The organism is Pantoea sp. ICBG 985, from assembly GCF_002928365.1.
GTDB classification, from domain to species: domain Bacteria; phylum Pseudomonadota; class Gammaproteobacteria; order Enterobacterales; family Enterobacteriaceae; genus Pantoea; species Pantoea dispersa.
In genome coordinates this window covers 129,504-152,523 of sequence record NZ_POWM01000009.1, presented here as the reverse complement: position 1 = coordinate 152,523, position 23,020 = coordinate 129,504, and the positions used below count along the sequence as shown (strand labels likewise).

The following is a 23,020-nucleotide window of genomic DNA, read 5'->3' as shown; positions in this document are numbered from 1 at the left end:
AAGCGCGCATCTGCTTCGTATAAACCCCCAGGTAACCGGGAGAAACGCATGCGCATTTTATTAATTGAAGACGATACGCTGATTGGCGATGGCCTGAAGGTCGGCCTGACCAAACTGGGTTTCAGCGTCGACTGGTTTGTCAGCGGCGAAGCCGGATTTCAGGCGCTCAACGCGGCGCCATGGGATGCCGTGGTGCTGGATCTGTCGCTGCCGCAACGTGACGGGCTGGACATCCTGCGCCAGTGGCGTGAGCAGGGCGCGGATGTCCCGGTGCTGATCCTCACCGCACGCGATGCGCTGGACCAGCGCGTGCAGGGCCTGCAACTCGGTGCCGATGACTATCTGTGTAAGCCGTTTGCGCTGACGGAGGTGGCCGCGCGTCTGCAGGCGCTGATTCGTCGCCGTCACGGTCAGCTGCAGCCGGAGCTGCGTCACGGCAGGCTGGTGATGGCTCCCGGCAGCCACAGCGTGATGTTGGATGGCGAACCGCTCAGCCTGAAAAGCCGTGAGCTGGCGCTGCTGGAGCTGTTCCTGCGCAATCCCGGTCGCGTGCTGACGCGCGCCCAGCTGGAGGAGAAGCTGTACAGCTGGGATGACGACGTCTCCAGTAACGCGGTCGAGGTGCATATTCATCATCTGCGTAAAAAACTCGGCAGCCAGTTCATCCGCACCGTGCACGGTATTGGCTACACGCTGGGAGCGGCAGAATGAGTCTGTTCCTGCGACTGGCCATTGGCTTTCTGCTGTTAATTATTCTGTGTGGAGCCAGCGCCACTTTTAGCGCATGGCAGCAGACGCGCGACACCGTTAATGAGCTGTTTGATACCCAGCAGATGCTGTTCGCCAAACGCCTGCTGGCGCTGGATGCCAGTCGCCTGCAGGCCGCCTCGCTGCCAAAAACCAAAGCGATTCTGCGCCACCATCGCGGCGATCAGGATGACGACGCGCTGGCCTTTGCGCTGTTCAGCGCCGACGGCAAACCGCTGCTGAACGACGGCGAAAACGGCCGCGATTTGCAGTTTACAGCGGATCGTGACGGCTTCCACGATGGTCGCCTGCGTGGCGATGACGATCGCTGGCGGCTGCTGTGGCTGACGTCAGCCGATAAGCAGTGGCGCGTGGTGGTTGGACAGGAGTGGGAATATCGTGATGACATGACGCGCGATCTGGCACTGAGCAGCCTGCTGCCGTGGCTGGTAGCCATGCCGCTGATGCTGCTGTTGCTGCTGGCACTGGTGTGGTTTGAGCTGCGTCCGCTGAAACGCCTGACTGCATCGCTGCAGCAACGCGCGCCGGATGATGCCACCCCGCTGACGCCGCAACGCCTGCCGCTGGAGGTGAAGCCGCTGGTGGCGGCGCTGAATGGCCTGTTTGCCCGCATGGCACAGCTGGTCCAGCGCGAGCGACGCTTTACCTCCGATGCGGCGCACGAGCTGCGCAGCCCGCTGGCGGCGCTGCGCGTACAGAGCGAGGTGATTCAGCTGGCCGGCGATGACGAGGCGATGCGTAACCATGCGCTGCAGCAGCTCGATAGCGGCATCCTGCGCGCCACGCGGCTGGTCGATCAGCTGCTGACGCTGTCGCGCGTCGAAGCAGACGATCTGCGCAGCGAATTTCAGCCAGTCCCCCTCGCGCCGTTGCTGCACCAGCTGGTCACTGAACATCAGGCACAGGCGGCAGCGCAGCACACCAGGCTGACGCTGACGGCTGACGCGGAACCGGTGATGAACGGTCATCCACTGCTGCTGGGTTTACTGCTGCGCAATCTACTGGATAACGCGCTGCGCTACACGCCGTCCGGCAGTGAGATTCAGCTGCGGCTTAGCGCGCGCAGGCTGGAGGTGGTGGATAACGGACCGGGCGTCAGCGCCGATCAACTGACGCGGCTGGGCGAACGCTTCTGGCGACCGCCGGGGCAGGCGCAAACCGGCAGCGGGCTTGGCTTGTCGATTGTGAAAAATGTGGCTCAGCTGCACGGCATCCGGCTAACCTTCAGCGCGGTGCAGCCGCAGGGGCTGCGCGTCACCCTCAGTTGGTGACGCGCGATGCGTCAGATTTCGACCTGAGTACCGAGCTCGATTACCCGGTTCGGCGGAATTTCAAACTGATCCGGCGCGCGCAGGGCGTTGCGCTGCAGCGCAAGGAATAGCTTGCCGCGCAGACGCAGATACCACGGGCGTTTGCCGATGATCAGCGACTCGTGTGACATAAAGAACGAGGTTTCCATCATGCGGCAGTTGAGCCCTTCGAGGCCGCAGCGGTGGAAAATCTCCTCGACGTTCGGCGTTTCGCGCCAGCCGTAGCTTGCCACCACGCGCCAGAAGGTGGGCGACAGCTGCTCAATGGTCACGCGACGCACGTTGTGCACATAAGGCGCATCTTCGGTACGCAGCGTCAGCAGCACCACGCGCTCGTGCAGCACCTTGTTGTGCTTCAGGTTATGCAGCATGGCAAAGGGGATGACATTGAGCGCCCGCGACATGTAGACCGCCGTGCCCGGCACGCGCACCGGCGGCGATTTCTCCAGCGAGGCGATCATCGCCTCCAGCGAATTGCCATGCTCATGCATACGACGCAGCAGGCGGAAGCGCTCGCTCTTCCACGTGGTCATCACGATAAACATCATCAGCGCCAGCGTCAGCGGCAGCCAGCCGCCGGAGAACACTTTGACCAGGTTAGCGGAGAACAGCGAAACATCGATGCACAGCATCGCGATGAGAATCAGCACCACCAGGTAGCGATTCCAGTGCCAGTTCTGAATCGCCACCGTTGAACACAGAATGGCGGTCAGCACCATGGTACCGGTCACCGCAATCCCGTAGGCGGCCGCCAGATTGCTGGAGTGCTCAAAGCCGACGATCACAATCACCACAGAGAAATAGAGCAGCCAGTTGATCACCGGAATATAAATCTGGCCGGATTCCTCTTCGGACGTGTGCACGATGCGCATCGGCGGCAGATAGCCAAGACGCACCGCCTGGCGCGTCAGCGAGAATACGCCGGAGATCACCGCCTGCGAGGCGATCACCGTGGCCAGCGTCGCGAGAATCAGCATCGGAATCAGCGCCCAGTCCGGCGCCAGCAGGAAGAACGGGTTTTTGATGGCCTCCGGATGCTCCAGCAGCAGCGCACCCTGGCCGAAATAGTTGAGCGCCAGCGACGGCAGCACCACCACAAACCATGCCAGGCGAATCGGAAACTTACCAAAGTGGCCCATATCGGCATACAGCGCTTCAACGCCGGTGATCGCCAGCACCACCGCGCCCAGCGCGAAGAACGATACCGTTTTGTACTGAATAAAGAAGTGCAGCGCCCAGTATGGGTTCATGGCGTGCAGCACCTCGGGATTATTGATGATACTGCGCGCACCCAGCACCGCCAGGATGATGAACCACAGCAGCATCACCGGCGCAAACAGCTTACCGACAATGCCGGTGCCGTGTTTCTGAATCACAAACAGCAGCGTCAGTACCGCAATCGCCAGCGGCACAATGTAGTTATCGAGGCTAGGCGCGGCGATCTCCAGCCCTTCGATGGCCGAAAGCACGGATACCGCCGGCGTGATCACCACTTCCCCGTAGAAGAAGCTGCCGCCAATCAGCCCCATGATCACCAGAATCGCCGTGGCGCGTGCGCCGGTATTGCGGCCCGCCAGTGACATCAGCGTCAGGATCCCGCCTTCCCCGGCGTTGTCGGCGCGCATCACATAACTGATGTATTTAAGCGAAACCACCAGAATCAGCAGCCAGAAGATCAGCGACAGAAAGCCAAACACCGCCTCGCGTTCCACGCCAAAGCCGAACTGACCAGAGAGACACTCGCGCAGGGTATAGAGCGGGCTGGTACCGATATCGCCATACACCACGCCGATCGCCGCCAGAGTGACTGCGCCAAGGGACTGTTTCTTATCCGAGCTCATAAGTTGTCTTTTGTTGGAGCCGCGCAGGCCTCAGCCCGGCGCTCAGATCATCAAAAAGCGCACAGTATGCACATATTCCCGAAAAAACCTACTTTTACCGTCTGGCATTACGCCGTCTGCGCAGCGTTTTTTCGCCGAAAATCGGCGCGAAATGCGCTGAAAACCCGCGTTTTGCCTCACCTCAACCTTCTGAAACAAAAAAGCTGACGGCTATCAACGCTTTCACGCATGATAAACAGTAGAGTATTGCGCTCGCCAGAATATGACGGCACCAGGATCAGAAGGACAATGATGTGATTATGGCTCAACCCCATCTTTTGGCAGAAAGAATTTCTCGCCTCAGCAATGCCCTGGAGAAAGGGCTGTATGAACGGCATCATGCCATTCGTCTCTGCCTGCTGGCAGCGCTGAGCGGCGAAAGCGTATTTCTGCTTGGGCCACCGGGCATCGCCAAGAGCCTGATTGCCCGCCGCCTGAAATACGCCTTCCAGCACGCCCGTGCCTTTGAATACCTGATGACCCGTTTTTCCACGCCTGAAGAGGTGTTTGGCCCGCTGTCGATTCAGGCGCTGAAAGATGAAGGACGCTATCAGCGTCTGACCAAAGGCTATCTGCCGGATGCCGAAATTGTCTTTCTGGATGAGATCTGGAAAGCCGGTCCGGCGATTCTCAATACGCTGCTCACCGCCATCAACGAACGTCGCTTCCGCAACGGCGACAGCGAAGAGCCGATCCCGATGCGCCTGCTGGTCACCGCCTCCAACGAACTGCCGGAGGCCGACAGCGGTCTGGAAGCGCTGTACGACCGTATGCTGATCCGGCTGTGGCTCGACAATGTGCATGAAAAACAGAACTTCCGCAGCATGCTGACCCACCAGCAGGATGAAAACGCCAACCCGGTGGCGGAATCGCTGTGCATCAGCGATGAAGAGTATCAGCAGTGGCAGAAAGGCATCAGCCAGGTCAGCCTGCCCGATCATGTGTTTGAACTGATCTATCAGCTGCGCCAGCAGCTGGAGAACCTGCCAGAGGCGCCGTATATCTCCGATCGCCGCTGGAAAAAAGCCATCCATCTGCTGCAGGCCAGCGCGTTTTACAGCGGCCGCGTGGCGATTGCCCCGCTTGATCTGATCCTGCTGAAAGATTGCCTGTGGCACGACGTGGCGTCGATGCAGCTGCTGGATCGTGAAATCGATGCGCTGATGACGCAGCACGCGTGGCAGCAGCAGGCGATGCTGCACACGCTACAGCAGATCAAAGCGCGCCGGCTGGCGCTGCAACAGCAGCAGAGCGTGGCGCAGGCGCTGACGCTGGAGAAGCACAGCGGCATGTTCAGCCGCAAACCGCACTATGAATTACCGGCCTCGATCACGGACGAACAGCTGACCCTGATGCTGCAACAGCCGCTGACGCTGCACGACATGCAGGTCACGCACGTGGTGGTGGCACGCGATGCGCTCAATCAGTGGCTGCTGAAAGCGGGCGAGATCCGCGGCAAGCTCAACGGCATCGGCTTTGGCCAGACGCTCGACCTGCTGGTGGATGCGCACCACTGTCTGACGCTGCGCGACGTCAGCCTGCAGTCCACGCGCCTAACGCTGCCGGGTGCCGCCAGCAGCAGCGACGTGCCGCAGGAAATCATGGAAGAATATGACGCGCTGGAGGCCCAGCTGCGCGCGCAGCGCACGCTGTTTAGCCAGCACCAGCGCTGCCTGTTTATCAGCGACGACTGGCTGGCACGCGTCGAAACCAGCCTGCAGGATGTGGCGGAACAGCTGAAACAGGCGAGAAAATGATCTCGCTGGAGACGCTCAGCACGCTGTTGTCGATTGGCGAAACCGAGCTAATCGAAGAGCTGATTGTGGCACTGCTGGCCTCGCCGCAGCTGGCGCTGTTCTTTGAAAAATTTCCGCGCCTGCAACAGGCGATGATGGGCGAGCTGCCGCGCTGGCGCGCCGAGATTGCCGCCCAGATGAAAACCACGCCGGTGCCGGACGCGCTGGCGCGCGAATTTCAGCTCTTCCAGCAGATGCAGCTGCTTAGCAGCCACGCCTTCAGTGAGCAACTGCCGGCCATCATGACGCAGCTGAAAGCGCTGCCGTCCCCGTTTATCGAAGAAGCCAGCAAACTGCTGCTGCATACCGACAGCGCCCAGCTGAGCAATGCGCAGCACACGCTGTTCCTGCAGCGCTGGCGCCTGAGCCTGACGCTGCAAACCCTGACGCTGAACGAAACCCTGCTGGAAGAGCAGCGGGAACGCCTGATGGCTGAGCTGCAGCAGCGCATGGCCATCAGCGGCCAGCTGGCGCCGATTCTGACCGATGACGACGAAGCCGCCGCCGGACGCCTGTGGGATCTGAGCAAGGCACCGCTGCAGCATGGCGACTATGAGCTGATTGTGCAGTACGGCGATTTCCTCGCCCAGCAGCCGGAACTGATGAAACTGGCGCAGCAGCTAGGACGCAGCCGCGAAGCGAAATCGGTGCCGTCCCAGGATGCGCCGCTGGAAGCGTTTCATCAGCTGGTGCGCGAGCCGGACAACGTGCCGGAAGAGGTCAGCGGCATCCATCAGAGCGACGATGTGCTGCGTTTGTTGCCGCCGGAGCTGGCGGCGCTGAGCATCAGCGAACTGGAGCTGGAGTTTTATCGCCGGCTGGTGGAGAAACGCCTGCTGACCTACCGGTTACAGGGCGATGCCTGGCACGAGAAAGTAACGCTGCGCCCGGCCAGCCATCAGCAGCACGAAGCGCAGCCGCGCGGCCCGTTCATCGTCTGCGTAGATACCTCTGGTTCGATGGGCGGTTTCAATGAACGCTGCGCCAAAGCGTTTTGTCTGGCGCTGCTGAAGGTGGCGCTGGCCGACAGGCGGCGCTGCTACATCATGCTGTTTGCTCACGAAGTGATTGGCTACGAGCTGACCGCGGATAACGGCATCGAGCAGGCAATCCGTTTTCTCAGCCAGCGTTTTCGCGGCGGCACCGATCTGGCCGCCTGCCTGTCTGCGGTGGTCACGCGTATGGAGGGCAGTCAGTGGCAGGAAGCCGATGCGGTGATCGTTTCCGATTTTATCGCCCAGCATCTGCCGGACGACATCGTCAGCACCATTAAACAGCGCCAGCGTCACCACCAGCAACGCTTCCACGCCGTGGCGATGTCGGCGCACGGCAAACCCGGCATTCTGCGCATTTTCGATCACATCTGGCGCTTCGATACCGGCCTGAAAAGCCGCCTGCTGCGCCGCTGGAAACGCTAATTCATCAGGCAGAAATGCTAATTTGCTATAGTGAATTACCCGCTGTGTTTAATCAGCTTACGGAGTTCACTGTGACAACCGCTCATCTTCACGATCAATTGCCTGCGCCCACCCGCACCGTCCGGCTTTCCGGCAGCAGCAGCGACGCCAAACGCGCCGAACTGCTGGCCTATTTCACCCAGACCTGGGAGCTGTACGAAAGCCTGTTCGACTGCCTCGCCGATGAGCGCGCGTACTTTAATAAAGCCATCACCCTGCGCCATCCGCTGATCTTCTACTTTGGCCATACCGCTACTTTCTACATTAATAAGCTGATGGCGGGCGGTTATCTGCAGCAGCGCATTGACGATCGCATCGAGGCGATGATGGCGATCGGCGTGGATGAGATGAGCTGGGACGATCTCGACGACAGCCATTACAGCTGGCCGGACGTGGCCGAGGTGCGCGACTACCGCGGTAAAGTGAAAACCGTGGTAAGTGAATTCATCCGCACCATGCCGCTGGAGCTGCCGATTGACTGGGACAGCCCGGCGTGGGTGATTCTGATGGGCATTGAGCATGAGCGAATTCACCTCGAAACCTCCAGCGTGCTGATCCGCCAGCTGCCGCTGGCGTGGGTGAAACCGCAGCCGCACTGGCCAGCGTGTCCGCAGGCGCGCCACGATCGTGCCTCGGTACCGGCCAATACATTGGTGGCGATGCCAGGCGGACGCGTCACGCAGGGTAAAATCGATGATACCTACGGCTGGGATAATGAATACGGCAGCCTTACAACTGAGCTGAAACCGTTCAAAGCCAGCAAAATGCTGGTGAGCAACGCCGAGTTCTTTCATTTTATTGCCGCTAACGGCTACAACGAACGCCGCTGGTGGGATGACGAAGGCTGGGGCTGGCGCGAGTTTGCCCAGGCGCAGATGCCGACTTTCTGGGTCGGCGACATCGCGCAACCTGACGATCTCCGGCTGCGCCTGATGACCGAAGAAGTGGCGATGCCGTGGGACTGGCCCGCCGAAGTGAATCAGCTGGAAGCCGCGGCATTCTGCCGCTGGCTGGCGGAAGAGAGCGGCAAAGCGATCCAGCTGCCGTGCGAAGCCGAGTGGATGCAGCTGCGCGAGCAGGTTGCCGGCGATCAGCCGGACTGGATCGACGCGCCGGGCAACATCAATCTCGCCCGCTGGGCCTCTTCCTGCCCGGTAGACCACTTTGCCCAGGGTGACTTCTTCGACATCGTCGGCAACGTCTGGCAGTGGACCACCACGCCGACCAACGGCTTTGAAGGCTTCAGGGTACATCCACTGTATGACGATTTCTCCACGCCCACCTTTGACGGCAAACATGCGCTGATCAAAGGCGGCAGCTGGATCTCCACCGGCAACGAAGCGCTGAAATCCTCACGCTACGCCTTCCGGCGCCACTTCTTCCAGCATGCCGGTTTCCGCTACGTGGTTTCCTCGCATCAGGAGAGCATGGCGCTGAATCCGTATGAAACCGACAGCATGGTGTCGCAGTACCTTGATTTCCAGTACGGCCCCGGCTATTACGGTGTGCCGAACTACGCGGCGGCGCTGGTCGACATCGTGCTGCCGCACTGCGCGCAGCGTGGCCACGCGCTGGATATCGGCTGCGCCACCGGTCGTGCCAGCTTTGAACTGGCGCGCCATTTTGCTGCGGTCACCGGCATGGATTACTCGGCGCGCTTTATCGACGTGGCGCTGCAGCTGACCTCGGGCGAGGATTTCCGTTACGTGGTGCCGGAAGAGGGAGAGCTGGTGGAGTATCGCCAGGTGCGGCTGAAAGAGTTTGGTTTCGATGAGACCCTGGCGCAGCGCATTCAGTTTGTGCAGGGCGATGCCTGTAACCTGAAACCGCAGCCAGATGGCTACGATCTGGTACTGGCCTCTAACCTGATCGATCGCCTGCGCCAGCCGAAGCGCTTCCTGCAGGACATCACGCCGATGATCCGCTCCGGCGGTTTGCTGGCTATCTCCTCACCTTACACCTGGCTGGAAGAGTTCACGCCGAAGGAGAACTGGCTGGGTGGTTTCCGTGAAAACGGTGAAGCGCTCACCACCTGGCAGGCACTGCAACGGCTGCTGCGCGATGCCTTTGAGGAGGTTGCGCCGCCGCAGGACGTGCCGTTTGTGATTCGCGAAACGGCGCGTAAGTTCCAGCACACACAGGCCCAGCTGACGCTGTGGCGTAAGCGCTAAAAAGCGTGCAGACAGCGGCAGCTCCGCTGTCTGCGCCTTGCCTGTCCCGCTAATTTGCTGCACATTCTCCCTGTTCAGAGAAGAAGAACCTAATGAGGATGGATGATGGCGGAACACCTGCAACTGGATAATCTCGACCGCGGCATTTTAAATGCGCTGCTGCAAAACGCGCGCACCGCGTACGCCGAACTCGCCAAGCAGTTCAACGTCAGCCCCGGCACGATTCACGTGCGCGTCGAGAAAATGCGTCAGGCGGGGATTATTCTGGGTACGCGCGTGGAGATCGATCCGCGGCAGCTCGGATTTGATGTCTGCTGTTTTATCGGCATCATTTTGAAAAGCGCGCGCGACTATCCGGCAGCGCTCAGCAAACTGGAAGCGCTGGATGAAGTGGTGGAAGCCTGGTATACCACCGGCCACTACAGCATCTTTATTAAAGTGATGTGCCGCTCAATTGACGCGCTGCAGCAGGTGCTGATCAACAAGATCCAGACCATTGATGAAATCCAGTCCACCGAAACGCTGATATCCCTGCAAAACCCGATCATGCGCACCATCAAGCCGTGATCGGCTTCCCCGCTGTGCATAACCTTATCCCGGGCGGATCGCTTTTGTGATGCGCCTTGTCGCCTGATGCTATCGACGATTAACCCTGTTTTCCACAGGTGGATCACCGCTTGATCACAGCGTACAATGCTCGCCTTTAGTGCGGGAGAGCATCATGGCCGATATTACCTTAATCAGTGGCAGTACCCTTGGCAGCGCCGAATATGTCGCTGAACATCTGGAAGAGAAACTGCAGGAAGCGGGCTTTTCAACCGAACTGCTGCACGGACCCGAGCTGGATGAGGTGCCGCAGGAGGGCGTCTGGCTGATTGTCAGCTCAACGCACGGTGCCGGCGAACTGCCGGACAACCTGCTGCCGTTTTATGAAGCGCTGCAGGAGAGCCAGCCGGATCTCTCAGGCGTACGCTTTGGCGCAGTGGGTATCGGTAATCATGAATACGATCTGTTCTGCGGTGCGATCAAGCTGCTGGAGACGACGTTAACGCAGCTGGGCGCCAAACGTATTGGTGATCGGCTGGAGATCGACGTGCTGGAACATGAGATTCCGGAAGATCCGGCGGAAGTGTGGGTCGCCAGCTGGCACCCGCAGATTTAAGACGATCTTTGCTGGTCGGGGATCGGGTATTTGTGTCGATCCCCAGTTGATTCCGCTGTTTTATCGCCTTTTACCTGCGTCGCTCTGTGGATAAGATCCGTTATTTCATGCGTATAACCAGTAGTTATCCAAAGAACAACCGCTGATGCTTTTTTACGCTGTGCATAAGTAGCAAAGTTGATCTCAGCTTATACGGATCAGGATCACCGATCATTCACAGTAAACGATCCGCGCTAATCCCCTGTTGCCACAACGCTTTTCCGGGTTATCAACAGCCAGGGGCGATCCTAATAAGAGATCTAACAGAGAGATCATATAAAAGACTTAAGATCCTTTCTTTTAAACCGCAGGATCCCGCGACTTTCGCCCTGAACAGAATTTCAGTAGAATCCACCGCCCAGGGCAACGATCCCTGTCCGAACACTAACGAGGACCCACTTCATGTTTTATCCAGATCCTTTTGACGTCATCGTAATCGGTGGTGGTCATGCGGGCACAGAAGCCGCGATGGCCGCTGCCCGAATGGGTCAGCAAACCCTGTTACTCACCCATAATATTGATACGCTGGGACAAATGTCCTGTAATCCGGCGATCGGTGGCATCGGGAAAGGACACCTGGTTAAGGAAGTGGATGCCTTAGGCGGTTTGATGGCCAGCGCGATCGATCAGGCCGGTATTCAGTTTAGGATACTAAACGCCAGCAAAGGCCCGGCGGTGCGTGCCACGCGTGCACAGGCAGACCGGGTACTGTATCGCCAGGCGGTACGCACTGCGCTGGAAAACCAGCCGAACCTAATGATCTTCCAGCAGGCGGTTGACGATCTGATTGTGGAGAACCATCGCGTTGTCGGCGCCGTGACCCAGATGGGCCTGAAGTTCCGGGCGAAAACCGTCGTTCTGACGGTGGGCACCTTCCTGGACGGCAAAATCCACATCGGTCTCGATAACTACAGCGGTGGTCGGGCAGGCGATCCTCCGTCGATTCCGCTGGCTAAACGTCTGCGTGCGCTGCCGCTGCGCGTAAACCGCCTGAAAACCGGTACGCCACCGCGTATCGATGCCCGCACCATCGACTTTTCGGTGCTCACGCCGCAGCACGGGGATGACCCGATGCCGGTGTTCTCGTTTATGGGCCATGCCGGACAGCATCCGCAGCAGGTGCCGTGCTGGATCACCCACACCAACGAGCAGACACATGAAGTGATCCGCAATAACCTCGATCGCAGCCCGATGTATGCCGGGATCATCGAGGGGATCGGGCCACGCTACTGCCCGTCGATTGAAGACAAAGTGATGCGCTTTGCCGATCGTAACGCGCATCAGATTTTCCTTGAGCCGGAAGGGCTGACCAGCAACGAAATCTACCCGAACGGTATCTCCACCAGCCTGCCGTTTGATGTGCAGATGCAGATCGTGCGCTCGATGAAAGGTCTGGAGAACGCGAAGATCGTGCGTCCGGGCTACGCCATCGAGTATGACTTCTTCGATCCGCGCGATCTCAAGCCGACGCTGGAGAGTAAATTTATCCATGGCCTGTTCTTTGCCGGCCAGATCAACGGCACCACCGGTTATGAAGAAGCGGCGGCGCAGGGGCTGCTGGCCGGCCTTAACGCTGCGCGTCAGTCTGCGGACAAAGAGGGCTGGGCGCCGCGTCGCGATCAGGCCTATCTTGGCGTGCTGGTCGACGATCTGTGTACGCTGGGCACCAAAGAGCCGTATCGCATGTTTACCTCGCGCGCCGAGTATCGTCTGATGCTGCGTGAAGACAACGCCGATCTGCGCCTGACCGAAACCGGACGTGAACTCGGCCTGGTCGACGACGCGCGCTGGGCTCGCTATAACCAGAAGCTGGAAGCGATTGAGCAGGAGCGTCAGCGTCTGCGTGACCTGTGGGTGCATCCGAAGTCTGAAAACGTCAGCGAAGTGAACACGGTAATCAGCGCGCCGCTCACCAAAGAGGCCAGCGCGGAAGATCTGCTGCGTCGTCCGGAGATGACCTACGAACTGCTGATGTCGCTGCCGAGCTACGGTCCGGCGCTGGCGGATGAGCAGGCCGCAGAGCAGGTAGAGATTCAGGTGAAGTATGAAGGTTACATCGCGCGTCAGCAGGAGGAGATCGATCGCCAGCAGCGCAATGAAAACACCTTACTCCCGGCCGACCTCGACTATCGCCAGGTGAATGGACTGTCGAATGAAGTGATCGCCAAACTCAACGACCACAAACCGACCTCCATTGGCCAGGCATCGCGTATTTCCGGCATCACGCCGGCGGCAATTTCAATTCTGCTGATTTACCTGAAAAAACAGGGCCTGCTGCGTAAAAGCGCCTGATCGACCCCCGGGGCGGGCACGCTCGCCCCTGTTAATGGAATTCTCGTCGTGATTAATAAACTCTCCCGGCTGCTGCAAGCGGCAAACATTTCCCTCTCCGATCAGCAAAAACAGCAGCTGGTGGGTTATGTCGAACTGCTGCACAAGTGGAATAAAGCCTACAACCTGACCTCAGTGCGCGATCCGCAGCAGATGCTGGTGCGCCACATTCTCGACAGCATCGTGGTAGAACCCCACCTGCAGGGTGAGCGCTTTATTGATGTCGGTACCGGACCGGGCCTGCCGGGGATCCCGCTGGCGATTGTCCGCCCGCAGGCGCACTTTACGCTGCTGGACAGCCTCGGAAAACGCGTGCGTTTCCTGCGTCAGGTGCAACATGAGTTAGGGCTTACTAACGTTACGCCGGTGCAGAGCCGGGTGGAAGAGTTCCCGGCTGAGCCACCGTTTGACGGGGTGATCAGCCGCGCCTTTGCGTCGCTGGAGGACATGCTGAACTGGTGTCACCATCTGCCGGGCGCGACAGGCCACTTCTATGCGCTGAAAGGCGTCAGGCCGGATGACGAAATTGCCGCGCTGCCTGCCGGCTTCGCCATCGAAAAAATTGCACCACTGCGGGTGCCGGAACTGGAAGGTGAGCGTCATCTGGTGACGATCAGGCGGCAATAGTCGCGCAAACGGTGTGGATTTATCGTGATTCATGCCGTTTGGCTTAGCGCAGCAGCCGGCTAAAAAAACAGCGGTTGAACGCGTCACGATAAACGCTTTTATTCAACAGGGCAGGGGAAGCAGGTTAACATCCGCCGCGGAAATTATCCGAAAACCTCTGTTACATTTAACGAATAATTCACATTTCATTATCAGTTACATCACTTTAACCGCTGTATTTACTGTGCCGAATAGTCACGGCGGAAAATATAACTCTGCAATAAATCGGCGGACGTAATATCAGTTTTACGTTTTTATTGCGGTGGGTGATGTCAATAGAGTGTTTTTATCGAAAATCTGGCGCTAATCCTGGAACAATAATTCTATCTCACTGATAGAAAAGTAAATTACGGGTTTGATTAATTGCGCGGCAGGGGTTAAAAAGCAAATTATCGCTGCCGGGGGTGCTTATAATGTGATCTGAAGCACGCTTTAAAAGCAAGTCTGCCGGGCAATTTCAAGCCTGTTTCGTCAGGCAGGCCGAAGCGGATGTTTTGAAAAATAGCCCTCCAGAAAGAAATTTAAATAATTGTTCACCTTTTCGCTACTTACCGATTGAAATCGCAGGTGCGGCCCGTATAATTTGCACGGCTTTTGCTGCTTGACTCAAAAGAGTAAAGGCAGTCTTATACGACACGCGACATACCCCGTTCGGGGCAGGAGAGTTAAGCGTCATGTCAGTGTCTCTTTACAGTGTGAAATTAGCCCGAACCGTGCTGGTGATCCAGCTGGTGACCTTTGTCGTAATCGGTGCGCTGTTTGCCCTGAAAGATGTCACCTGGGGCGCCTCTGCCATCGCGGGTGGTGCGGCAGCCTGGCTGCCAAACGTACTGTTTATGTTTTTAGCCTGGCGCCTGCAGGATCAAACTCCGGCAAAAGGGCGTGTCGCCTGGAGCTTCGCCTTTGGTGAAGTGCTCAAGGTGTTTGCCACCGTTGTTTTTCTCGTTGTGGCGTTAGGTGGATTTGGAGCGGTCTTCTGGCCACTCGCAATCACCTGGTTATCGGTGCTGGTGGTACAAATCGTCGCGCCGGCTGTAATTAACAACAAAGGGTAAGAGGCATCATGGCCGCAGGAGAGATCTCAACGCCGCAGGAATACATAGGTCATCATCTGACACATCTTCAGATGGACCTGCGTACTTTCGAGCTGGTGAATGCACACGACGCGCCAGCAACGTTCTGGACGTTAAACCTGGACTCCATGTTTTTCTCTGTTGTACTGGGACTGGTGTTCCTGGTGCTGTTCCGTAAAGTGGCGAAAAGCGCCACCAGCGGTGTGCCAGGGAAAATGCAGGCGGCTATCGAGCTGGTCGTTGGCTTTGTTGATAGCAACGTCCGCGACATGTACCACGGTAAGAGTAAAGTTATCGCCCCGCTGGCTCTGACGATTTTCGTCTGGGTCTTCCTGATGAACTTCATGGATCTGCTGCCTATCGATTTGCTGCCGTTTATCGGCGAGCACTATCTGGGCCTGCCGGCGCTGCGCGTCGTGCCGTCTGCAGACGTGAACATCACGCTGTCTATGGCGCTGGGCGTATTTATTTTGATTCTGTTCTACAGCATCAAAATGAAAGGTGTAGGTGGCTTCGCCAAAGAGCTGACGCTGCAGCCTTTTAATCACCCGATCTTCATCCCCATCAACCTGATTCTTGAAGGTGTTAGCCTGCTGTCCAAACCGGTTTCGCTCGGTCTGCGACTGTTCGGCAACATGTATGCGGGTGAGCTGATCTTTATCCTGATTGCCGGTCTGCTGCCGTGGTGGTCGCAGTGGGTGCTGAATGTGCCATGGGCCATTTTCCACATCCTGATTATTTCGCTGCAGGCTTTCATTTTCATGGTCCTCACGATTGTCTATCTGTCGATGGCATCTGAAGAGCATTGATTTTTATCTCAACAACTTAGCTTTTAACTGAAACAAACTGGAGACTGTCATGGAAAACCTGAATATGGATCTGCTGTACATGGCTGCCGCTGTGATGATGGGTCTGGCGGCAATCGGTGCTGCGATCGGTATCGGCATCCTCGGAGGTAAATTCCTGGAAGGCGCAGCGCGTCAGCCGGATCTGATCCCTCTGCTGCGTACGCAGTTCTTTGTTGTAATGGGTCTGGTGGATGCAATCCCAATGATCGCTGTTGGTCTGGGTCTCTACGTGATGTTTGCTGTCGCCTAAAGCCTGTAGCCGTGGTTCACTCATGGCACGCAGTGTGATGAGGAACGGATTCTGCCGTTTATCGCTGATAGCGGCAGAGCAAGTTAACTTAATAAGAGGCATTGTGCTGTGAACATTAATGCAACAATCCTCGGCCAGGCCATCGCGTTCATCCTGTTTGTCGCGTTCTGCATGAAGTACGTATGGCCGCCGATTATGGCTGCCATCGAAAAGCGCCAGAAAGAAATTGCTGAAGGCCTTGCTTCTGCTGAACGCGCGAAGAAAGATTTGGATCTCGCGCAGGCCAATGCGACCGACCAGCTGAAAAAAGCCAAAGAAGAAGCTCAGGTCATTATCGAGCAGGCGAACAAACGCCGTGCCCAGATTCTGGACGAAGCCAAAACTGAAGCTGAGACTGAACGTAACCGCATCGTGTCTCAGGCGCAGGCAGAAATCGAAGCCGAGCGCTCACGTGCACGTGAAGAGCTGCGTAAGCAAGTCGCGCTGCTGGCCTTAGCTGGCGCCGAGAAGATCATCGAACGTTCCGTGGATGAAGCTGCTAACAGCGACATCGTTGATAAACTGGTCGCTGAACTGTAAGGAGGGAGGGGCTGATGTCTGATCTGATTACTGTAGCTCGCCCCTACGCCAAAGCAGCTTTTGACTTTGCTGTTGAGCATCAAAGTATCGACCGCTGGCAGACCATGCTGGCGTTTGCCGCAGAAGTGGCTCGCAACGAACAGATGGCAGAACTCCTTTCCGGTGCATTGGCACCGGAAGCCTTGTCTGCTTCTTTCAACGCAGTCTGTGGTGATCAACTTGATGAACACGCTCAGAACCTGATTAAGGTTATGGCGGAGAACGGACGTTTGACAGCGCTTCCAGCGGTACTGGAACAGTTCATTCAACTGCGTGACGCTTATGAAGCGACAGCCGAAGTTGATGTGATCTCCGCCAGTGCGCTGAGTGACAGCCAGCTGAGTAAAATCAGCGCCGCGATGGAAAAACGTCTGTCACGCAAAGTTAAGCTGAATTGCAAAATTGATAAGTCTGTAATGGCAGGTGTGGTTATCCGTGCGGGTGACCTGGTGATTGATGGCAGCGTGCGCGGCCGTCTTGACCGTCTGGCAGACGTCTTGCAGTCTTAAGGGGACTGGAGCATATGCAACTGAATTCCACCGAAATCAGCGAACTGATCAAGCAGCGCATTGCTCAGTTCAATGTCGTGAGCGAAGCTCACAACGAAGGTACTATTGTTTCTGTAAGTGACGGTATCATCCGCGTACACGGCCTGGCCGATGTAATGCAGGGTGAGATGATTGCTCTGCCGGGCAACCGTTACGCTATCGCACTGAACCTCGAGCGTGACTCTGTAGGTGCAGTAGTGATGGGTCCGTACGCTGACCTCGCCGAAGGCATGAAGGTGAAGTGTACTGGCCGTATCCTGGAAGTGCCGGTTGGCCGTGGCCTGCTGGGCCGCGTGGTTAACACCCTGGGTGCACCGATCGACGGTAAAGGCGCTATCGACAACGATGGCTTCTCACCAGTTGAAGTGATTGCACCAGGCGTTATCGACCGTCAGTCAGTCGACCAGCCTGTTCAGACCGGTTACAAATCTGTCGATGCGATGATTCCAATCGGCCGTGGCCAGCGTGAGCTGATCATCGGTGACCGTCAGACCGGTAAAACTGCGATGGCCATCGACGCCATCATCAACCAGCGCGATTCTGGCATCAAGTGTGTCTACGTCGCGATCGGTCAGAAAGCCTCTACCATCTCTAACGTGGTACGTAAGCTGGAAGAGCACGGTGCGCTGTCTAACACCATCGTGGTTGTCGCTTCCGCTTCTGAATCCGCTGCGCTGCAGTACCTGGCTCCGTATGCCGGTTGCGCGATGGGTGAATACTTCCGTGACCGCGGTGAAGATGCGCTGATCGTTTATGATGACCTGTCTAAGCAGGCTGTTGCTTACCGTCAGATTTCTCTGCTGCTGCGCCGTCCGCCGGGTCGTGAAGCATTCCCGGGCGACGTGTTCTACCTCCACTCTCGTCTGCTGGAGCGTGCATCACGCGTAAGCGCTGACTACGTTGAGCGTTTCACCAACGGTGAAGTGAAAGGCCAGACCGGTTCTCTGACCGCGCTGCCGATCATCGAAACCCAGGCGGGTGACGTTTCTGCGTTCGTTCCGACCAACGTAATCTCGATTACCGATGGTCAGATCTTCCTGGAATCGAACCTGTTCAACTCCGGTATTCGTCCAGCCGTTAACCCGGGTATTTCGGTATCCCGTGTTGGTGGTGCTGCACAGACCAAGATCATCAAGAAACTGTCCGGTGGTATCCGTACCGCGCTGGCACAGTATCGTGAACTGGCAGCGTTCTCTCAGTTCGCTTCCGATCTGGACGATGCAACGCGCAAACAGCTGAGCCACGGTCAGAAAGTGACCGAGCTGCTGAAGCAGAAACAGTATGCACCGATGTCTGTTGCACAACAGGGTCTGGTACTGTTCGCTGCCGAGCGCGGCTTCCTGAACGACGTTGAACTGGCGAAAATCGGCAGCTTCGAAGCCGCTCTGCTGGCGTTCGCCGATCGCGAACACGCGGAGCTGATGGCTGAAATCAACCAGGCGGGTAACTACAACAACGAAATCGAAGAGAAGCTGAAAGGCCTCCTCGAAACGTTTAAAGCAACCCAGTCCTGGTAATGTCTGGCGGCTTGTCTGAAAAGGCAGGCCGCAAGGCTTTGAGGAGAAGCTAATGGCCGGCGCAAAAGAAATACGTACCAAGATCGGAAGCGTGAAAAACACGCAGAAGATCACCAAAGCGATGGAAATGGTCGCCGCCTCCAAAATGCGTAAAACGCAGGAACGCATGGCGGCCAGCCGTCCGTATGCAGATACCATGCGCAAAGTGATTGGTCACCTTGCTCTGGGTAATCTGGAATACAAGCACCCTTACCTGGATGAGCGCGACGTTAAGCGCGTCGGCTACCTGGTCGTTTCGACTGACCGCGGGCTTTGTGGTGGTTTGAACGTTAACCTGTTCAAAAAATTGCTGGCAGAAATGAAAGGCTGGTCTGATAAAGGCGTGCAGAGCGATCTGGCGATTATCGGTTCCAAAGGCGTTTCTTTCTTCGGCTCTGTAGGTGGCAACGTCGTGGCTCAGGTTACCGGCATGGGCGATAAGCCTGCGCTGTCCGACCTGATCGGCCCGGTAAAAGTGATGTTGCAGGCTTATGATGAAGGCCGCATCGACAAGCTGTATATCGTCAGCAATAAGTTTAATAACACCATGTCTCAGACTCCGACCATTACCCAACTGCTGCCGTTACCGCCAGCGGAAGGTGAAGAAGAGATGAAGGCGAAGACCTGGGATTACCTGTACGAACCCGATCCGAAAGCGCTGCTGGATACCCTGCTGCGTCGTTATGTCGAATCGCAGGTTTATCAGGGTGTGGTGGAAAACCTGGCCAGTGAGCAGGCTGCACGTATGGTGGCCATGAAAGCGGCAACCGATAACGGCGGAAACCTGATCAAAGAGCTGCAGTTGGTGTACAACAAAGCTCGTCAGGCCAGCATCACTCAGGAACTTACCGAGATCGTCTCGGGAGCCTCCGCGGTTTAACCAGGCATATATCCCGTCGCGCGAGCGCGGCCGGATATTCTCGTATTAGGTAGAGGATTCAAGATGGCAGCTGGAAAGATTGTCCAGATTATCGGCGCCGTAGTTGACGTCGAATTCCCTCAGGACGCGGTACCGCAGGTATACAGCGCTCTCGAGGTAAAAAATGGTGATGCTCGTCTGGTGCTGGAAGTTCAGCAGCAGCTGGGCGGTGGCGTGGTGCGTACCATCGCCATGGGTTCTTCTGACGGCCTGAAGCGCGGTCTGGAAGTCACCGACCTGAAAAAACCTATCCAGGTTCCGGTTGGTAAAGCAACACTCGGCCGTATCATGAACGTGCTGGGTGAGCCAATCGACATGAAAGGCGACCTGAAAGAAGAAGACGGCAGCGCTGTAGAGGTTTCCTCTATTCACCGCGCAGCGCCTTCTTATGAAGATCAGTCAAACTCGCAGGAACTGCTGGAAACCGGCATCAAGGTTATCGACCTGATGTGTCCGTTCGCGAAGGGCGGTAAAGTCGGTCTGTTCGGTGGTGCGGGTGTGGGTAAAACCGTAAACATGATGGAGCTGATCCGTAACATCGCGGCTGAGCACTCAGGTTATTCGGTCTTTGCCGGCGTGGGTGAGCGTACTCGTGAGGGTAACGACTTCTACCACGAAATGACGGACTCCAACGTTATCGATAAAGTAGCGCTGGTGTATGGCCAGATGAACGAGCCGCCGGGTAACCGTCTGCGCGTAGCACTGACCGGTCTGACCATGGCGGAAAAATTCCGTGATGAAGGCCGTGACGTTCTGCTGTTCATCGACAACATCTACCGTTACACCCTGGCCGGTACAGAGGTTTCTGCACTGCTGGGTCGTATGCCATCGGCGGTAGGTTATCAGCCAACGCTGGCTGAAGAGATGGGTGTGCTGCAGGAGCGTATTACCTCCACCAAGACCGGTTCAATCACCTCCGTACAGGCCGTTTACGTTCCTGCGGATGACCTGACTGACCCGTCACCAGCAACCACCTTTGCTCACTTAGACTCAACCGTTACGCTGAGCCGTCAGATCGCGTCACTGGGTATCTACCCGGCCGTTGACCCGCTGGACTCTACCAGCCGTCAGCTGGATCCGCTGATCGTCGGTCAGGAGCACTACGACGTCGCGCGTGGCGTTCAGTCGCTGCTGCAGCGTTACCAGGAGCTGAAAGACATCATCGCCATCCTCGGTATGGACGAGCTGTCTGAAGAAGACAAACTGCTGGTGGCACGTGCGCGTAAGATTCAGCGCTTCCTGTCTCAGCCGTTCTTCGTAGCAGAAGTCTTCACCGGTTCTCCGGGTAAATACGTGACGCTGAAAGACACCATCCGTGGCTTCAAAGGCATCATGGAAGGCGAATTCGACCACCTGCCAGAGCAGGCGTTCTACATGGTCGGCGCGATCGAAGAAGCTGTCGAAAAAGCGAAGAAACTGTAATAACGGTTTCCCAGGAGGAGTGGTATGGCTATGACTTATCATCTGGACGTGGTCAGCGCGGAGCAGCAAATGTTCTCCGGTCTGGTGCAGCGTATCCAGGTGTCAGGTAGCGAAGGTGAGCTGGGTATTTACCCGGGTCACGCCCCGCTGCTGACTGCCATCAAGCCTGGTATGATTCGCATCGTTAAACAGCACGGCGAAGAGGAGTATATTTACCTCTCTGGCGGCGTGCTGGAAGTACAGCCGGGCAGCACGACCGTTCTGGCCGACACTGCAATTCGCGGTGAAGACCTCGACGAAGCGCGCGCGCTGGAAGCGAAACGTAAAGCAGAAGAGCACATGAACAGCAGCCACGGCGACGTGGACTATGCTCAGGCCTCTGCGGAGCTGGCGAAAGCTATCGCGAAACTGCGCGTCATCGAGCTGACCAAAAAAGCGATGTAATCAGGCTTTATGCGTCACGAAATGCCAGCCCCCGGGCTGGCATTTTTTTTGCCTGCTGCCGGTGCGCATAAATGCGCATGCTGTCCAAAACCGCACAATTACCCCGCAGGGGCGCCATTGATGGCGACCGAAAATGGCACAACGCCCTTACCTTATGCCCTTCCCGGCGACCCGTGCTGGCCACTCACCACCGCTCATCCTCTTCCGCTAATTTCGCACGGAGAAAAATGTAGTAATCTCAGGGGTAAACCTTACACTTTCGAAAGCTAAATTGAGTCAGGATAGTTATGTCGACAAGCGCAATGAGCGTGGTGATCCTCGCCGCTGGCAAAGGCACCCGCATGTATTCCGATCTGCCTAAGGTGCTGCACAGCCTGGCAGGTAAACCGATGGTGCAACACGTTATTGATGCCGCTACCGGCCTCGGCGCACAGCAGGTGCATCTGGTCTACGGCCACGGCGGTGAATTGCTGCAGGAGAAACTGGCGCATAACCCGCTGAACTGGGTGTTGCAGGCGGAACAGCTCGGCACCGGCCATGCCATGCAGCAGGCGGCACCGTTCTTCGCTGATGACGAAGATATCCTGATGCTGTACGGCGATGTCCCGCTGATCGCCCAGGAAACCCTGCAGCGTCTGCGCGACGCCAAACCCGCTGGCGGCATCGGGCTGCTCACCGTGGTGTTGGATAACCCCACCGGCTACGGACGCATCGTGCGTGAAAACGGCACCATCACCGGCATCGTGGAGCAAAAAGATGCGTCAGCCGAACAGCTGAAGATTCAGGAGATCAACACCGGCATCCTGATCGCCAACGGTGCCGATCTGAAGCGCTGGCTGGCGCAGCTCAACAACCACAATGCGCAGGGTGAGTTCTACATTACCGATATCATCGCCATGGCGCATCAGGAAGGCCGCGTGATCAACGCAGTGCACCCGGCGCGCATCAGCGAAACCGATGGCGTGAACAATCGTCTGCAGCTTTCCACTCTGGAGCGCACTTATCAACGCGAGCAGGCAGAAAAGCTGCTGCTGGCTGGCGTCATGCTGCGCGATCCGGCGCGCTTCGATCTGCGCGGTACGCTGCAGCACGGTCGTGATGTCGATATTGATACCAACGTGATCATTGAAGGCAACGTCACGCTGGGCCATCGGGTAAAAATTGGCGCTGGCTGCATCATCAAAAACAGCGTGATTGCCGATGACTGCGAAATCAGTCCTTATTCGGTGATTGAAGATGCCACGCTGGCCGCCGCCTGCACCGTCGGGCCGTTTGCGCGCCTGCGTCCGGGCAGCGAACTGGCTGAACAGGCGCACGTCGGCAACTTCGTCGAGATGAAGAAAGCGACGCTGGGCAAAGGCTCAAAGGCCGGCCATCTGTCGTATCTCGGGGATGCCGAGATTGGCGCGGGCGTGAATATCGGTGCCGGCACCATCACCTGCAACTACGACGGTGCCAACAAGTTTAAAACCATTATCGGCGACAACGTGTTTGTCGGCTCGGACACCCAGCTGGTGGCTCCGGTCAGCGTGGCGGCGGGCGCCACCATCGCCGCCGGCACGACGGTGATGAAAGACGTTACCGCTGCCGATCTGGTCTATAACCGCAAAGAGCAAAATCAGAAGTCTGGCTGGCAGCGTCCGGTTAAGAAAAAATAAATGTCAGGGCCGGCAAAGATCGGCCCGGTATTAAAAACCCGAAATATACCGGCTTTCAGGCAGCTAACGCACCTGCAACCTGGAATAGAAAGGGATATCCCCCA

General features: G+C 57.3%; 20 protein-coding genes. 19 read left to right on the top strand and 1 reads right to left on the bottom strand.

All coding sequences use genetic code 11. From position 1 onward, the window contains the following. Positions 1–48: 48 nt before the first annotated feature. Together qseB and qseC are read left to right on the top strand one after the other, a co-directional pair. Positions 49–711, top strand: coding sequence for a quorum sensing response regulator transcription factor QseB (gene qseB, locus C1Y42_RS21760; RefSeq protein ID WP_058775628.1), 663 nt, complete (start codon positions 49–51; stop codon positions 709–711). Further along, positions 708–2,039 (top strand): quorum sensing histidine kinase QseC, encoded by a 1,332-nt coding sequence (gene qseC / locus C1Y42_RS21755; RefSeq protein WP_104094328.1) that lies wholly within the window; start codon positions 708–710, stop codon positions 2,037–2,039. Before qseB ends, qseC begins: the two co-directional genes overlap by 4 nt. An 11-nt stretch (positions 2,040–2,050) precedes the next feature. Here the strand turns inward: qseC and kup are convergent, their stop codons facing one another. Then, entirely contained in the window at positions 2,051–3,919 is a 1,869-nt protein-coding gene (kup, locus tag C1Y42_RS21750) for a low affinity potassium transporter Kup (RefSeq protein WP_104094327.1), read from the bottom strand. A 299-nt stretch (positions 3,920–4,218) separates the two neighbouring features. Between kup and ravA the strand changes: the two genes are divergently transcribed. The 17 genes from ravA (at position 4,219) to glmU (ending at position 22,916) form a co-directional block, all read left to right on the top strand. After that, on the top strand, positions 4,219–5,715 hold the full coding sequence (gene ravA, locus C1Y42_RS21745) for an ATPase RavA (RefSeq protein WP_059012074.1): 1,497 nt from the start codon (positions 4,219–4,221) through the stop codon (positions 5,713–5,715). Continuing rightward, positions 5,712–7,172 carry an ATPase RavA stimulator ViaA gene (gene viaA / locus C1Y42_RS21740; protein ID WP_104094326.1) on the top strand — a complete coding sequence of 487 codons (1,461 nt, stop codon included), beginning with the start codon at positions 5,712–5,714 and terminating at the stop codon, positions 7,170–7,172. Before ravA ends, viaA begins: the two co-directional genes overlap by 4 nt. Before the next feature lie 71 nt (positions 7,173–7,243). Continuing rightward, positions 7,244–9,382 (top strand): 5-histidylcysteine sulfoxide synthase, encoded by a 2,139-nt coding sequence (ovoA, locus tag C1Y42_RS21735; RefSeq protein WP_104094330.1) that lies wholly within the window; start codon positions 7,244–7,246, stop codon positions 9,380–9,382. Positions 9,383–9,487: 105 nt separating this feature from the next. Beyond that, positions 9,488–9,949 carry a transcriptional regulator AsnC gene (gene asnC / locus C1Y42_RS21730; protein ID WP_007893613.1) on the top strand — a complete coding sequence of 154 codons (462 nt, stop codon included), beginning with the start codon at positions 9,488–9,490 and terminating at the stop codon, positions 9,947–9,949. A gap of 154 nt (positions 9,950–10,103) precedes the next feature. Then, entirely contained in the window at positions 10,104–10,544 is a 441-nt protein-coding gene (mioC, locus tag C1Y42_RS21725) for an FMN-binding protein MioC (RefSeq protein ID WP_021508182.1), read from the top strand. Positions 10,545–10,985: 441 nt separating this feature from the next. Beyond that, a complete protein-coding gene (gene mnmG / locus C1Y42_RS21720; RefSeq protein WP_104094325.1) occupies positions 10,986–12,875 on the top strand; it encodes a tRNA uridine-5-carboxymethylaminomethyl(34) synthesis enzyme MnmG in 1,890 nt (629 codons plus the stop codon). Between the two features lie 48 nt (positions 12,876–12,923). Further along, positions 12,924–13,541, top strand: coding sequence for a 16S rRNA (guanine(527)-N(7))-methyltransferase RsmG (rsmG, locus tag C1Y42_RS21715; protein ID WP_104094324.1), 618 nt, complete (start codon positions 12,924–12,926; stop codon positions 13,539–13,541). A gap of 713 nt (positions 13,542–14,254) precedes the next feature. After that, positions 14,255–14,635: a F0F1 ATP synthase subunit I gene (gene atpI, locus C1Y42_RS21710; protein ID WP_021508185.1), complete on the top strand. Its 381-nt coding sequence runs from the start codon at positions 14,255–14,257 to the stop codon at positions 14,633–14,635. Positions 14,636–14,643: 8 nt separating this feature from the next. Next, a complete protein-coding gene (gene atpB / locus C1Y42_RS21705; RefSeq protein ID WP_031279833.1) occupies positions 14,644–15,462 on the top strand; it encodes a F0F1 ATP synthase subunit A in 819 nt (272 codons plus the stop codon). A 49-nt stretch (positions 15,463–15,511) separates the two neighbouring features. After that, positions 15,512–15,751, top strand: a complete 240-nt coding sequence (gene atpE, locus C1Y42_RS21700) for a F0F1 ATP synthase subunit C (RefSeq protein ID WP_003849523.1) — start codon at positions 15,512–15,514, stop codon at positions 15,749–15,751. Between the two features lie 108 nt (positions 15,752–15,859). Next, a complete protein-coding gene (atpF, locus tag C1Y42_RS21695; protein WP_021313757.1) occupies positions 15,860–16,330 on the top strand; it encodes a F0F1 ATP synthase subunit B in 471 nt (156 codons plus the stop codon). 14 nt (positions 16,331–16,344) lie between these two features. Then, complete coding sequence (atpH, locus tag C1Y42_RS21690; RefSeq protein ID WP_021508187.1) at positions 16,345–16,878, top strand: F0F1 ATP synthase subunit delta; 534 nt, start codon at positions 16,345–16,347, stop codon at positions 16,876–16,878. 14 nt (positions 16,879–16,892) lie between these two features. Further along, the gene (atpA, locus tag C1Y42_RS21685) at positions 16,893–18,434 is read left to right on the top strand and encodes a F0F1 ATP synthase subunit alpha (protein ID WP_021508188.1); all 1,542 of its coding nucleotides are present in this window, start codon (positions 16,893–16,895) and stop codon (positions 18,432–18,434) included. 52 nt (positions 18,435–18,486) lie between these two features. Beyond that, positions 18,487–19,353: a F0F1 ATP synthase subunit gamma gene (atpG, locus tag C1Y42_RS21680; RefSeq protein WP_021508189.1), complete on the top strand. Its 867-nt coding sequence runs from the start codon at positions 18,487–18,489 to the stop codon at positions 19,351–19,353. Between the two features lie 63 nt (positions 19,354–19,416). After that, a complete protein-coding gene (gene atpD, locus C1Y42_RS21675) occupies positions 19,417–20,814 on the top strand; it encodes a F0F1 ATP synthase subunit beta (protein WP_021508190.1) in 1,398 nt (465 codons plus the stop codon). 24 nt (positions 20,815–20,838) lie between these two features. Then, positions 20,839–21,258 carry a F0F1 ATP synthase subunit epsilon gene (locus C1Y42_RS21670; RefSeq protein WP_021508191.1) on the top strand — a complete coding sequence of 140 codons (420 nt, stop codon included), beginning with the start codon at positions 20,839–20,841 and terminating at the stop codon, positions 21,256–21,258. 287 nt (positions 21,259–21,545) lie between these two features. After that, positions 21,546–22,916: a bifunctional UDP-N-acetylglucosamine diphosphorylase/glucosamine-1-phosphate N-acetyltransferase GlmU gene (gene glmU / locus C1Y42_RS21665; protein ID WP_031279605.1), complete on the top strand. Its 1,371-nt coding sequence runs from the start codon at positions 21,546–21,548 to the stop codon at positions 22,914–22,916. The last annotated feature ends 104 nt before the right edge of the window (positions 22,917–23,020 follow it).

Coding starts and splice junctions, on each gene's coding strand:
- qseB (WP_058775628.1), top strand. CDS start 49: ATGCGCATTTTATTAATTGAAGACGATACGCTGATTGGCGATGGCCTG.
- qseC (WP_104094328.1), top strand. CDS start 708: ATGAGTCTGTTCCTGCGACTGGCCATTGGCTTTCTGCTGTTAATTATT.
- kup (WP_104094327.1), bottom strand. CDS start 3,919: ATGAGCTCGGATAAGAAACAGTCCCTTGGCGCAGTCACTCTGGCGGCG.
- ravA (WP_059012074.1), top strand. CDS start 4,219: ATGGCTCAACCCCATCTTTTGGCAGAAAGAATTTCTCGCCTCAGCAAT.
- viaA (WP_104094326.1), top strand. CDS start 5,712: ATGATCTCGCTGGAGACGCTCAGCACGCTGTTGTCGATTGGCGAAACC.
- asnC (WP_007893613.1), top strand. CDS start 9,488: ATGGCGGAACACCTGCAACTGGATAATCTCGACCGCGGCATTTTAAAT.
- mioC (WP_021508182.1), top strand. CDS start 10,104: ATGGCCGATATTACCTTAATCAGTGGCAGTACCCTTGGCAGCGCCGAA.
- mnmG (WP_104094325.1), top strand. CDS start 10,986: ATGTTTTATCCAGATCCTTTTGACGTCATCGTAATCGGTGGTGGTCAT.
- atpI (WP_021508185.1), top strand. CDS start 14,255: ATGTCAGTGTCTCTTTACAGTGTGAAATTAGCCCGAACCGTGCTGGTG.
- atpB (WP_031279833.1), top strand. CDS start 14,644: ATGGCCGCAGGAGAGATCTCAACGCCGCAGGAATACATAGGTCATCAT.
- atpE (WP_003849523.1), top strand. CDS start 15,512: ATGGAAAACCTGAATATGGATCTGCTGTACATGGCTGCCGCTGTGATG.
- atpH (WP_021508187.1), top strand. CDS start 16,345: ATGTCTGATCTGATTACTGTAGCTCGCCCCTACGCCAAAGCAGCTTTT.
- atpA (WP_021508188.1), top strand. CDS start 16,893: ATGCAACTGAATTCCACCGAAATCAGCGAACTGATCAAGCAGCGCATT.
- atpG (WP_021508189.1), top strand. CDS start 18,487: ATGGCCGGCGCAAAAGAAATACGTACCAAGATCGGAAGCGTGAAAAAC.
- atpD (WP_021508190.1), top strand. CDS start 19,417: ATGGCAGCTGGAAAGATTGTCCAGATTATCGGCGCCGTAGTTGACGTC.
- C1Y42_RS21670 (WP_021508191.1), top strand. CDS start 20,839: ATGGCTATGACTTATCATCTGGACGTGGTCAGCGCGGAGCAGCAAATG.
- glmU (WP_031279605.1), top strand. CDS start 21,546: ATGTCGACAAGCGCAATGAGCGTGGTGATCCTCGCCGCTGGCAAAGGC.